Below are 13,061 nucleotides of genomic sequence, written 5' to 3' on the forward strand. Positions count from 1 at the left end.
AAAACCAATGCTCAGGCATTGGTTTTACTGGTATTTTTAAAAATATCTTAAATTACGATAACGTTGTAAATTTGAAAGAATTATTTCAATAAGGCATCTAATTGTGCCTGAAGTTCCGGAGAAGATGGTCTTGATGCATCGGACTCTAAAATATTTCCGTTTGGATCAATCAATATAAATCTCGGGATTCCGGTAACACCATAACTCGTTACAAATTCAGATTCCCAATCCTTATCCGCAAATAACTGGATTCCACCTAAACTTTTATCGGCAACAAATTTTTGCCATTTTTCATGATCTTTTTCCTTGTCTATCGAAATACTTACAAATTCGATATTTTTACCGTGATATTTCTCTTCAATTTTTTGTAAAAATGGGATTTCAGCTCTGCAGGGTCCGCACCAGGTTGCCCAAAGATCAATATAAACATGTTTCCCTTTTAAATCAGAAAGTTTTGTTTTCCCTCCTTTATAATTTTCATAATTAAAATCCGGGGAAGGTTTTCCTTTAAGCTTGTTTGCTTTTGCAGAACTTTCATACATCTGAAATGCATATTGATTAAACTGTTCAAATGAATTTTTCAAAGCCATTTTGAATTCCGGATCATAATCCCCTTTATCAATACTTTCAATATCTGATTTTTTCTTTGCTTCTAATAAAGCAGCAAATTCTGCAGCTTCTTTAGAAAAAGCCTCGTTTTGAAATTTTTCATCTCTTAAAGCGTGCTGAGCCAAAAAGTTGCTTTCATTAACACCTTTACCTTTATAAACTATAGTTTCATCAAATTCTTTGGCATTCATTGTTAAATTAATTTCAGAGTTTGGTTTTAAATACAAACCAGAAACTTCAATTCCGTCTGAAAATTGATAAAATCCTTTTGGTGCTTCAAAAGTAGCAATAAAAATTTCCTTTTTATTTATTGGAATAACTTGCATAAAATTATTTGCTCCACGGATAACTAACGTATCGCTGTTTCTATTTGCAATTTTAGCAGTAAATTTTATTTGATTCTTTGTTTGAGCATGAATGCTAAAAACACTAAGGACAATTAAAGCTAAAAGAAAAACTTTTTTCATAATCAACATTATTTTATTTTGAGTAGATCAAATCTAAAGAAATTCTATGTGAGAAATTTACCTGTTAACAAAATATTTTATTTTAATACTCATCAACTTATACACTTTACTATATTAATTTGAATTTTGTGTTTACTTTTGCAGTCTAAAATTTTGATCAATGTATAGAAGTCATAATTGTGGCGAATTAAATGCCTCAAATATTAATACCGAAGTTACACTAGCAGGTTGGGTCCAGAAATCTCGCGATAAAGGGTTTATGAATTGGGTTGATTTGCGCGACCGTTACGGAATTACGCAGCTTATTTTCGACGAAAGCCGTACCGATAAAACTGTTTTTGAATTAGCCAAAACTCTTGGAAGAGAATTTGTAATTCAGGTAAAAGGAACTGTAATTGAGCGTGAAGCCAAAAACAAAAACATTCCAACCGGTGAAATCGAAATTTTAGTTTCTGAATTAACGATTTTAAATGCAGCTTTAACACCTCCATTTACAATTGAAGATGAAACTGACGGTGGTGAAGATATCAGAATGAAATACCGTTATTTAGATATCAGAAGAAATCCTGTAAAAAACAGTTTGCTGTTCCGTCATAAAGTAGCCATGGAAGTTCGTAAATATCTGTCTGATTTGGATTTCTGCGAAGTTGAAACGCCATACTTAATCAAATCGACTCCGGAAGGAGCGAGAGATTTTGTCGTACCAAGCCGAATGAACGAAGGGCAATTTTATGCTTTGCCACAATCTCCACAAACTTTCAAACAATTATTGATGGTAGGCGGAATGGATAAATATTTTCAAATTGTAAAATGTTTCCGTGACGAAGATTTACGTGCAGACCGTCAGCCTGAATTTACACAAATCGACTGTGAAATGGCATTTGTAGAACAGGAAGATATTCTGAATGTTTTTGAAGGACTGACAAGACATTTATTAAAAGAAATTAAAGGTATTGAAGTAGATAAATTCCCTAGAATTACCTACGATTATGCCATGAAAACATACGGAAATGACAAACCGGACATTCGTTTTGGAATGAAATTTGGCGAGTTAAATGAATTTGCAAAACACAAAGATTTTCCGGTTTTCAATACTGCAGAATTAGTTGTCGGAATTGCTGTTCCCGGCGCAGGAAATTATACCCGTAAAGAAATCGACGGATTGATTGACTGGGTAAAACGCCCTCAGGTTGGCGCATCAGGAATGGTGTATGCAAAATGCAATGAAGACGGAACTTTCAAATCATCTGTAGATAAATTTTACGATCAGGACGATTTAGGTCAATGGGCAAAAATTACAGGCGCAAAACCCGGCGATATGATTTTTGTACTTTCCGGTCCTGCAAATAAAACACGCGCGCAGCTTTCTGCACTTCGTATGGAATTAGCAACTCGTTTAGGATTACGTAATCCCGAAGTATTTGCTCCATTATGGGTTGTAGATTTTCCTTTGTTGGAATTAGACGAAGAAAGCGGCCGTTATCATGCCATGCATCATCCTTTTACGTCTCCAAAACCGGAAGATATGGCTTTGTTAGAAACAGAACCAGGAAAAGTGCGTGCAAATGCCTATGATATGGTTTTAAACGGAAATGAAATTGGTGGAGGATCTATTCGTATTCATGATAAAGCAACACAGCAATTAATGTTTAAATATTTAGGCTTTACTGAAGAAGAAGCAAAAGCACAATTTGGATTCTTAATGGACGCTTTTCAGTTTGGGGCACCACCTCACGGTGGATTGGCTTTTGGCTTGGATAGATTAGTAGCTATTTTAGGCGGTCAGGAAACCATCAGGGATTTTATTGCTTTCCCTAAAAACAATTCAGGACGCGACGTTATGATTGATGCACCGGCAGCAATAGATGATTCGCAACTGAAAGAATTATCCATTATGTTGGATTTGAAATAAAAATTTTAAAATTAAAACACTAAGCAGCAGCAATTAATTTAGTTGCTGTTTTTTTTATCAAATCCTAAAATTAAAAATCAGCCCCTAAATAAGTAGTCTGTTTATTACAACAAAATCACCAAAATAAATACTTTAGGCACAATAAATGATTCTCAATTAAAGAACTTACAGACTAAATTTGATGCAATTAAAATAGCGAAAACACTGTAAATCAATAATTTTTGCAAAAAATTAAGAGCTTATTGTTTTTTGTATGAATTTATATATTACATTTGCTTCATTATAAATTATTATTACAATTACAATGCGTACAGGTACAGTAAAATTTTTCAATGAGTCTAAAGGTTATGGATTCATTACAGACGAAGAAACAGGAAAAGATATCTTCGTTCACGCTTCAGGAATTAACGCGGAAGAATTACGCGAAGGTGACCGAGTAAGCTACGAAGAAGAAGAAGGAAGAAAAGGGAAAGTTGCTGCTAAAGTAGCAGTTATCTAAGAAAAATATAGCAATTTATTTTTTTTGCCTCTGAATGGTTTTAAAAACGTTTCGATTTATTTCGAAGCGTTTTTTTTTTGTTTTCTTGTTAAAAAAATGTAAAACTCTGAGCTTTTATTTATAATCAATAAAAATTACACTTAAACATCATTCCACACTATACTTAAATCATTTTTTAGCTTGTGATTTACAGAGTTGAAAGCTATCTTTGTGGCTTATTTTTTAAGTAAAAACCCCAAGTTTATGCAATCTGATCAATACAGTTATCTTCCTATTTTAATGCAGCTGATTTTGGCCGTTGGTTTTGTGGTAGGAACTATCATTATTTCCGGAAAATTAGGTCCGAAAAGAACCTCGGAGACAAAAGATAAAAACTTCGAATGCGGTATCGAATCTGTTGGTAATGCCCGTATTCCATTTTCAGTAAAATATTTCCTTGTAGCTATTTTATTTGTATTGTTCGATGTAGAGGTGATTTTCCTTTATCCATGGGCGGTAAACTTTAAAGAATTAGGTGTCGAAGGAATGTTGAAAATGATTATTTTCATGTCTCTTCTTTTGGTTGGTTTTTTCTACATCATCAAAAAGAAAGCATTAGACTGGGAATAAAGAAATTTAGATTTCAGATTATAGATTTTAGATTGATTTAATTTAAAATTTTAGATTTGAAAAATAAATTTCTCAATATAATATTGATTTTTAAAATATTGATTTCGATTTTCAGGATTTGCAAAATCTAAAATCAGAAATCTAAAATCTAAAATAAAATGAGCGATTCAAATGTAAATATGGTTGCCCCTCCTGAAGGTGTTGTTGGTGAAGGTTTTTTCGCCACAAAACTAAATGATGTAGTAGGTATGGCACGCGCGAATTCTCTTTGGCCATTGCCTTTCGCAACATCTTGTTGTGGAATCGAATTTATGGCAACAATGGCTTCACATTACGATTTAGCACGATTTGGTTCTGAACGTGTGAGTTTTTCACCCCGTCAGGCGGATATGTTAATGGTAATGGGAACTATTTCTAAAAAAATGGCCCCTATCTTACGTCAGGTTTATGAGCAGATGGCTGAACCTCGTTGGGTAATTGCAGTTGGAGCCTGTGCTTCATCTGGTGGAATCTTTGATACTTACTCTGTTTTGCAGGGAATAGACAAAGTAATTCCGGTTGACGTTTATGTACCGGGATGCCCTCCAAGACCAGAACAAATTGTTGATGGCGTAATGAAATTACAAGAATTGGTGAGAAGTGAGTCTGTGAGAAGAAGAAGCTCTCCGGAATACCAAGAATTATTAGCTTCCTATAATATTTCATAAGATGGCTTTAGAAAACACACTTATTCAGGATAAACTTGTAGAAACATTTAATGAAAGCGTTTTTAACTTTCAACAGGAAAGAGATATTTTTTCATTAGAAACTTCTGCTGACAAAATCACGGCATTAATTCTTTTTCTGAAAAATGACACCGATTTACGTTTTCACTTTTTAACAGATTTATGCGCAATTCATTATCCGGATAATGAGTCAGAGCGTCAGTTTGCAATAGTCTATCATTTGCACAACTGGTATGATAACAAACGTATCAAAATCAAAGTATTTCTTAATGGCGAAAAACCGGAGATAAAAACAATTTCAAACATATTCTTAAGCTCCAACTGGATGGAAAGAGAAACATACGATTTCTTTGGTGTGAACTTTATTGGTCACCCGCAATTGAAACGTATTTTGAATATGGACGAGATGATTTCTTTTCCTATGCGAAAAGAATTTCCAATGGAAGACAGCGGAAGAACAGATAAAGACGACAGATTCTTTGGAAGAACAACAATTAATGCATAATTAACAATTTTTAATTGATAATTATTACGTAATATAAAAACAAAAATTAATAGTTAATTGGAAAATATCAATTATCAATTATCAATTTTTAATTAAAGATGTCAGAACTATTATTATCACCAGAGCATCGTTATGCTAAAATAATTAAGGAGAAACTAAACGAAGACGGAAGTGAACTTTCTGTACTGAATTTAGGCCCTACACACCCGGCGACTCACGGTATTTTTCAAAATATCCTGTTGATGGATGGAGAAAGAATTTTGGAAGCTGAACCGACTATCGGTTACATCCACAGAGCTTTCGAAAAAATTGCCGAAAATCGTCCTTTTTACCAAATTACACCTCTTACAGACCGTATGAACTATTGCTCCTCTCCTATCAACAACATGGGATGGTGGATGACTTTAGAGAAATTATTAGGAGTTGAAGTTCCAAAAAGAGCGCAATATTTAAGAGTTATTGTAATGGAATTGGCCCGTATTACAGATCACTTGATTTGTAATTCCATTTTAGGTGTTGATACTGGTGCTTATACCGGTTTCTTGTACGTTTTTCAATTTAGGGAAAAAATTTACGAAATCTACGAAGAAATTTGTGGTGCCCGTTTGACAACCAATATGGGAAGAATTGGTGGTTTTGAAAGAGACTGGTCCCTGGAAGCTTTCAAAAAACTAGATAAATTCCTTGAAGAATTTCCAGTTGCCTGGAAAGAATTCGAAAGCCTGTTCGAAAGAAACAGGATTTTTATTGACAGAACGGTAAATGTTGGGGCTATTACTGCTGAACAGGCTATGGCATACGGATTTACAGGTCCAAATTTACGTGCTGCCGGGGTCGATTATGATGTTCGTGTGGCACAGCCATATTCCTCTTACGAAGATTTTGATTTTATTGTTCCTGTTGGAAAATCAGGTGACACTTACGATCGTTTCTGCGTTCGTAATGCCGAAGTTTGGGAAAGTTTAAGTATTATACGTCAGGCATTGGATAAAATGCCGGCAGGAAACGAATATCATGCAGAAGTCCCGGATTATTACCTTCCTCCAAAAGAAGATGTGTACACTTCAATGGAATCATTGATTTATCACTTTAAGATTGTAATGGGAGAAGTTCCTGTACCTGTTGCAGAAATTTATCACCCTGTTGAAGGAGGAAATGGAGAATTAGGATTTTATTTAGTCACTGACGGAAGCAGAACACCATACAGATTACATTTCAGAAGACCTTGTTTTATTTATTACCAGGCTTATCCTGAAATGATCAAAGGCGCATTATTATCTGATGCAATTGTTATTCTATCAAGTTTAAATGTAATTGCCGGAGAATTAGACGCATAAAAAAGATTGCAGAGTTTAGATTTTAGAATTCAGATTAAAAAAACTAAAACTCATATTAAGAATTGTAGAATTCAGATTGAAAATCTAAAAACTAAAAAAAGATTGCAGAATGTAGGTTTCAGAATACAGATTGAAAAATCTAAAGTCAGAAATCTAAAATCTAAAATAAAAATGGAACATAAACATTACAAACAAGAAATAAACATGACTGAAGCATTGATGAACCGCATCAATGAATTGATTAGTCATTATCCTGAAGACAAAAGAAAATCAGCATTATTACCTGTTTTGCATGAGGTGCAGGATGCGCATGATAACTGGTTGAGTATTGAATTACAGGATAAAGTTGCTGAAATTTTGCACATCAAACCAATTGAGGTGTACGAAGTGGTTACATTTTATACCATGTACAACCAAAAACCAATTGGAAAATACATGTTCGAATTTTGCCAGACTTCTTGTTGTTGTTTAAATGGTGCCGAAAATTTAATGGATTACACTTCTGAAAAATTGGGCATTAAAATGGGCGAAACAACTCCGGACGGAATGTTTACCATTGCCGGTGTAGAATGTTTAGGTGCCTGCGGATACGCTCCGATGATGCAGTTGGGTGATTTCTACAAAGAAAAATTGACAGAAGACAAAATCGATCAGTTAATCGCTGATTGCAGAGAGGATAAAATAATATTACACGATAAATAAGATGTCCAAAAAAATATTATTAGATAAAATCAATATTCCAGGTATTAAAACCTATGAAGTATATCGCCAAAACGGGGGTTATGCATCTGTGGAAAAAGCTTTAAAAACCTTAACACCTGACGAAGTTGTTGAAGAAGTAAAAAAATCAGGTATTCGTGGCCGTGGTGGAGCTGGTTTCCCGGCAGGAATGAAATGGAGTTTTATTGATAAAAAATCAGGAAAACCAAGACATTTAGTTTGCAACGCTGACGAATCTGAGCCAGGAACATTTAAAGATCGTTATTTGATGGAATTTATTCCTCATTTATTGATTGAAGGAATGATTACATCCAGTTTTGCCTTGGGTGCTAACCTATCCTATATCTACATTCGTGGAGAATATATGTGGGTTTTCAAAATTTTAGAAAGAGCCATCGCCGAAGCTAAAGCTGCTGGTTGGTTAGGAAAAAATATATTAGGTAGCGGTTACGATTTGGATTTATATGTTCACTGTGGAGCTGGCGCCTACATTTGTGGAGAAGAAACTGCTCTTATTGAATCACTGGAAGGTAAAAGAGGAAATCCTCGTATAAAACCACCTTTCCCCGCTGTTTCAGGACTTTGGGCAAATCCTACTGTGGTAAACAATGTGGAGACCATCGCTGCTGTGCCATGGATTATCAATAATTCCGGTGATGAGTATGCTAAAATTGGAATTGGTCGTTCTACGGGAACTAAATTAATTTCGGCTTCAGGACATATTAAAAATCCAGGAGTTTATGAAATTGAATTAGGTTTAAGTGTTGACGAATTCATGAATTCTGATGAATATTTAGGTGGAATGTCTTCAAGCAGACCTTTAAAAGCTTTAGTACCGGGAGGATCTTCAGTGCCTATTTTACCAGCTGAATTAATTTTTAAAACCGCAAATGGTGAAGACCGATTAATGTCTTACGAATCTTTAAGTGATGGTGGTTTTGCTACCGGATCTATGTTAGGTTCAGGAGGATTTATAGTTTACAACGACACATCGTGTATCGTAAGAAATACATGGAATTTTGCTCGTTTTTATCACCACGAATCTTGCGGACAATGTACACCTTGCCGCGAAGGAACAGGCTGGTTAGAAAAAATATTATATCGTATTGAAAACGGCCAGGGCCGTGAAGAGGATATCGAATTATTATGGAGTATTCAAAGTAAAATCGAAGGAAACACGATTTGTCCGCTTGGCGATGCGGCTTCGTGGCCGGTCGCAGCAGCTATCCGTCATTTCAGAGATGAGTTTGAATACCACGTTCGTTTCCCTGAAAAAATAAAACACAGGGATCATTTTGTTGCTGAACCATTTTCACAAGTGAAACATTTGGTAGGCGGCAAGATAATCGTATAAATAAAATTATAAAAAGAAGTTACAAAGTAAATAGTATTAAAAGGACAGCAAATCTTTTGAATATCTAAACTTTCGACATTCAAATCATTAAGAGAGATGAAAGTAACCATAGACGGTCAAAGTATTGACGTAGAACCAGGAACTACCATCCTGCAGGCTGCACGTATGATTGGAGGAGATTTAGTTCCGCCAGCCATGTGTTATTACTCAAAATTAAAAGGGAGCGGCGGAAAATGTCGTTGTTGTTTAGTTGAAGTTGCTAAAGGAAGTGAAGCTGACCCAAGACCAATGCCAAAACTAATGGCATCTTGTGTAACAGGCTGTATGGATGGAATGGAAGTAAACAGCAAGTCTTCTGACAGGGTTACCGAAGCCCGTAAATCTGTAACGGAATTTTTATTGATCAATCACCCATTGGACTGTCCGGTTTGTGACCAGGCCGGAGAATGTGATCTACAAAATTTAAGTTTCGAACACGGAAATCCAAAATCACGTTTTATCGAAGAAAAAAGAACATTTGAACCAGAAGATATTGGTCCGAATATTCAACTGCATATGAACCGTTGTATTTTATGCCAAAGATGTGTACAAGTTGCAGATCAATTGACAGACAACAGGGTTCACGGAGTATTAGATCGTGGTGACCATGCTAATATTTCAACAGGAATCTCAAAAGCTATCGACAATGAGTTTTCAGGAAACATGATTGATGTTTGCCCTGTTGGAGCGTTAACTGACAAAACTTTCCGTTTCAAATCGAGAGTTTGGTTCAATAAACCTTACAATGCACACAGAGAATGTACAACTCCCGGATGTTGCGGTAAAACAACTGTTTGGATGTTTGGTGGAGAAATCCAACGTGTGACCGGTCGTAAAGATGAGTACCATGAAGTAGAGGAATTCATCTGTAACTCTTGTCGTTTTGATCACAAAAATGTGAATGACTGGGTTATTGAAGGACCAAGAGAATTTGAAAAAGATTCTGTTATCAACCAAAATAACTACACTCAAAAATTAGAGAAAGTAGAAATCGCTACAGAAAAGAACATCCTTTTAGGGAGAGATGAAGACCGTAAAAAAATCAGTATGGCTGAAATTCCATTAAACACTAACAGCCAAAATTCTTAAATATGGACAGTACCTTTATTATAGAAAAAAGTGTTGTGATTGTTGTGGTTTTTGCCGTAACAATGATAATGGCGATGTATTCTACCTGGGCTGAACGTAAAGTTGCGGCATTTCTTCAGGATCGTGTGGGACCAAACCGTGCGGGTTGGGGTGGTTTATTACAGCCTCTTGCCGATGGATTGAAATTATTTTCGAAAGAAGAATTTTTTCCGAATACACCTAACAAATTCTTATTTGTCGTTGGTCCTGCAATTGCCATGAGTACGGCTTTAATGACCAGTGCTGTGATTCCTTGGGGAGACAGATTGCATTTATTTGGAAGGGATATTTTGTTGCAGGCTACAGATATCAACATCGGATTATTGTATTTCTTCGGAGTTGTTTCTGTTGGTATTTACGGAATCATGATTGGCGGATGGGCTTCGAACAACAAGTTCTCGTTGATGGGAGCGGTTCGTGCAGCATCTCAGATGGTTTCTTACGAAATCGCTATGGGATTATCTATAATTGCCTTATTGATGATGACCGGAACTTTGAGCTTGAAAGAAATCTCTGTACAACAAGCAGGAATGAACTGGAATGTTTTTTACCAGCCGTTATCGTTCCTGATTTTCCTGATTTGTGCTTTTGCAGAAACGAACAGAACACCTTTTGACTTGGCAGAATGTGAGTCGGAGTTGATTGGTGGATATCATACTGAATATTCCTCCATGAAAATGGGATTCTATTTATTTGCTGAATACGCGAATATGTTTATCTCGGCGACTATCATTTCTGTCTTGTTTTTTGGAGGATATAATTATCCGGGAATGGAGTGGATGGTGGAGAATGTTGGTGTAAATACGGCTAATATATTAGGAATTGTAGTTCTATTTATAAAAATATGTTTTTTCATATTCTTTTATATGTGGGTTCGCTGGACAATTCCGAGATTTAGATATGACCAATTGATGCATTTGGGATGGAAAATTTTGATTCCGCTTTCGATTCTTAATATCATCGTTACCGGTATTGTTATTTTGAGACACGATATCGCGATATATTTTGGATTTTAAAGTGTTGTTTTACAGTATATTAAATACATCTACTTAAATAAAAAATAAAGGTATCACAAAATGTGATACCTCTAATTCAAAAACATGATAAACAGAGTTGCAATTGTCCCTGATGAAATTATCACTAATAAAATTTATTTTATTAGAAATCAAAAAGTAATGTTAGATAAAGATTTAGCAGAACTTTTTGAAGTTATTCCATTAAGACTAAGACAACAAGTTAAAAGAAATATTAATAAATTTCCTGAGCATTTTATGTTCAGGCTTTCAGAAATTGAAGTTGAAATGATGATTGCTGAAAAGGCTATTCCATCAATACAAAGCCTGGGAGGTTCATTGCCTTATGTTTTTACAGAACATGGCGTTTTACAATTAGCAAATGTTTTGAAAAGCGAAAGAGCTACTCAAATGAGTATCAAAATTATTGAAGTATTTGTAAATCTAAGAAACTTTCTAACTGATAATCTAAATTTAAAATTAGAAGTTGATATGATTAAGAAAAAATTAATCAATCACGATAAAAATATTGAATTGGTCTTTACTTATCTTGATGAGTTGATGGACAAGCAAGAGAATAAAATTGAAAGAACAAAAATTGGTTATAAAAAATAAATTCATTAATACCAAAATGCCCTAGCCCTGATAGAAGCGGTATCCTTTTTTGGCTATTTTTGCCAAAAAAGATACAAGCGGATAGCAGGATTAAGCTTCAAAATAAAAATTAAAAGAATGTCAATAGAAACTATATCATTATCGGGTAGAAAAAAGTTGGTCTCAAACAAAGAGATGACTTTTTTGGAGCGATTGTATCTTGTGGCGATTGTAAAAGGTTTATTCATTACCATCAAACACTTTTTCAGAAAAAAAGCTACTATTCATTATCCGGAACAAGTGCGTGAAATGAGTCCGGTGTATCGTGGTCAACACCAGTTGAAACGTGATGAGCAGGGCCGTGAGAACTGTACTGCCTGTGGATTGTGTGCTTTATCATGCCCTGCAGAAGCAATCACGATGAAGGCAGCTGAGCGTAAAGCGGATGAAAAACATTTGTACAGAGAAGAAAAATACGCTTCGATTTATGAAATCAATATGTTGCGTTGTATTTTCTGTGGTCTTTGTGAAGAAGCCTGTCCGAAAGACGCCATTTATTTGACAACTTCAAAAGTGTTGGTTCCTTCAAGTTATGAAAGAGAAGATTTCATTTTTGGAAAAGACAGATTAGTGATGCCTCTTGACGTGGCGATCAAAAATGCTCAACTTAACAACGCTAACTAAATGATACATATTCCTGATTTTGCACAAGCAACTACAGTACAAATTATTTTTTGTTTCCTGGCGTTTATTACGGTTGCGACCGCTTTTTTAACCATTTTTAGCAGAAATCCAATTCACAGTGCCATTTATTTGGTGATTTGTTTCTTTTCGATTGCAGGTCATTATTTATTACTGAATGCTCAGTTTTTGGCTATCGTACATATTATCGTCTACTCGGGAGCGATTATGATTCTGTTCCTGTTTACGATTATGTTAATGAATCTTAACGAACGCCATCAGGTACACAGACCGAGAATTACACGTTTGGGTGCGATTGTTTCTTTCTGTTTGATTTGTATTGTATTGATTACTATTTTCATCAACTCCAAACCAATTGTTGGAGAATACGATTCTACCGGAGAAGATTTCCAATCGATTCAGGTTTTGGGTAAAATATTATTGAACGAATATATGGTTCCGTTTGAATTTGCATCAATCCTGCTTTTGGTAGCAATGATTGGAACTGTATTATTGTCTAAAAAAGAAAAATTAAATAAATAATGGGTAATATATTAAATCAAATAGGTATTGAAAATTACATCTTTTTAAGTGTTGTACTTTTCTGTATTGGTGTTTTTGGTGTATTGTACAGACGAAATGCAATTATTGTTTTTATGTCTATCGAAATCATGCTGAATGCAGTAAACCTTTTATTTGTTGCTTTTTCGACTTATCATCAGGATGCACAGGGACAGGTTTTTGTGTTCTTCTCGATGGCAGTTGCTGCGGCTGAAGTTGCAGTTGGATTGGCTATCTTAGTTTCGATCTTTAGAAATTTAGGTTCGATTAGTATCGATAATTTAAAAAATTTAAAAGGATAAATGGAA

Annotated in this window: 15 protein-coding genes; 14 read left to right on the forward strand and 1 reads right to left on the reverse strand. The window is 35.0% G+C overall.

Annotated elements, in window-relative coordinates; translation table 11 throughout:
• Positions 1-80: 80 nt before the first annotated feature.
• Positions 81-1,076 (reverse strand): TlpA family protein disulfide reductase, encoded by a 996-nt coding sequence (locus J2W48_RS01850; protein WP_310277196.1) that lies wholly within the window; start codon positions 1,074-1,076, stop codon positions 81-83.
• Positions 1,077-1,236: 160 nt separating this feature from the next.
• On the opposite strand from J2W48_RS01850, the gene aspS reads away from it, so the two are divergent.
• The 14 genes from aspS (at position 1,237) to nuoK (ending at position 13,055) form a co-directional block, all read left to right on the forward strand.
• Entirely contained in the window at positions 1,237-2,988 is a 1,752-nt protein-coding gene (aspS, locus tag J2W48_RS01855) for an aspartate--tRNA ligase (protein WP_310277199.1), read from the forward strand.
• Between the two features lie 304 nt (positions 2,989-3,292).
• Positions 3,293-3,487 (forward strand): cold-shock protein, encoded by a 195-nt coding sequence (locus J2W48_RS01860; RefSeq protein WP_007137066.1) that lies wholly within the window; start codon positions 3,293-3,295, stop codon positions 3,485-3,487.
• A gap of 243 nt (positions 3,488-3,730) precedes the next feature.
• Positions 3,731-4,096 carry an NADH-quinone oxidoreductase subunit A gene (locus J2W48_RS01865; RefSeq protein ID WP_310277202.1) on the forward strand — a complete coding sequence of 122 codons (366 nt, stop codon included), beginning with the start codon at positions 3,731-3,733 and terminating at the stop codon, positions 4,094-4,096.
• A gap of 158 nt (positions 4,097-4,254) precedes the next feature.
• On the forward strand, positions 4,255-4,803 hold the full coding sequence (locus J2W48_RS01870) for an NADH-quinone oxidoreductase subunit B (protein ID WP_160375809.1): 549 nt from the start codon (positions 4,255-4,257) through the stop codon (positions 4,801-4,803).
• Position 4,804: 1 nt separating this feature from the next.
• Positions 4,805-5,326 (forward strand): NADH-quinone oxidoreductase subunit C, encoded by a 522-nt coding sequence (locus J2W48_RS01875; protein WP_310277205.1) that lies wholly within the window; start codon positions 4,805-4,807, stop codon positions 5,324-5,326.
• Positions 5,327-5,424: 98 nt separating this feature from the next.
• Entirely contained in the window at positions 5,425-6,663 is a 1,239-nt protein-coding gene (locus J2W48_RS01880; RefSeq protein WP_310277208.1) for an NADH-quinone oxidoreductase subunit D, read from the forward strand.
• A gap of 171 nt (positions 6,664-6,834) precedes the next feature.
• On the forward strand, positions 6,835-7,365 hold the full coding sequence (locus J2W48_RS01885; RefSeq protein ID WP_310277211.1) for a complex I 24 kDa subunit family protein: 531 nt from the start codon (positions 6,835-6,837) through the stop codon (positions 7,363-7,365).
• A 1-nt stretch (position 7,366) separates the two neighbouring features.
• Positions 7,367-8,737, forward strand: a complete 1,371-nt coding sequence (nuoF, locus tag J2W48_RS01890) for an NADH-quinone oxidoreductase subunit NuoF (protein ID WP_310277214.1) — start codon at positions 7,367-7,369, stop codon at positions 8,735-8,737.
• A gap of 96 nt (positions 8,738-8,833) precedes the next feature.
• The gene (locus J2W48_RS01895; protein ID WP_310277217.1) at positions 8,834-9,865 is read left to right on the forward strand and encodes an NADH-quinone oxidoreductase subunit G; all 1,032 of its coding nucleotides are present in this window, start codon (positions 8,834-8,836) and stop codon (positions 9,863-9,865) included.
• 2 nt (positions 9,866-9,867) lie between these two features.
• The gene (gene nuoH, locus J2W48_RS01900; protein WP_310277220.1) at positions 9,868-10,920 is read left to right on the forward strand and encodes an NADH-quinone oxidoreductase subunit NuoH; all 1,053 of its coding nucleotides are present in this window, start codon (positions 9,868-9,870) and stop codon (positions 10,918-10,920) included.
• An 84-nt stretch (positions 10,921-11,004) separates the two neighbouring features.
• Positions 11,005-11,532: an ORF6N domain-containing protein gene (locus tag J2W48_RS01905; RefSeq protein WP_310277223.1), complete on the forward strand. Its 528-nt coding sequence runs from the start codon at positions 11,005-11,007 to the stop codon at positions 11,530-11,532.
• A 117-nt stretch (positions 11,533-11,649) separates the two neighbouring features.
• A complete protein-coding gene (locus tag J2W48_RS01910) occupies positions 11,650-12,195 on the forward strand; it encodes a NuoI/complex I 23 kDa subunit family protein (RefSeq protein ID WP_310277226.1) in 546 nt (181 codons plus the stop codon).
• Positions 12,196-12,735 (forward strand): NADH-quinone oxidoreductase subunit J family protein, encoded by a 540-nt coding sequence (locus J2W48_RS01915; protein WP_310277229.1) that lies wholly within the window; start codon positions 12,196-12,198, stop codon positions 12,733-12,735. It abuts the gene before it with no gap.
• On the forward strand, positions 12,735-13,055 hold the full coding sequence (gene nuoK / locus J2W48_RS01920; RefSeq protein WP_026982591.1) for an NADH-quinone oxidoreductase subunit NuoK: 321 nt from the start codon (positions 12,735-12,737) through the stop codon (positions 13,053-13,055). Before J2W48_RS01915 ends, nuoK begins: the two co-directional genes overlap by 1 nt.
• The last annotated feature ends 6 nt before the right edge of the window (positions 13,056-13,061 follow it).

Source organism: Flavobacterium piscis, assembly GCF_031457575.1.
Classification (GTDB): Bacteria; Bacteroidota; Bacteroidia; order Flavobacteriales; family Flavobacteriaceae; genus Flavobacterium; species Flavobacterium piscis_A.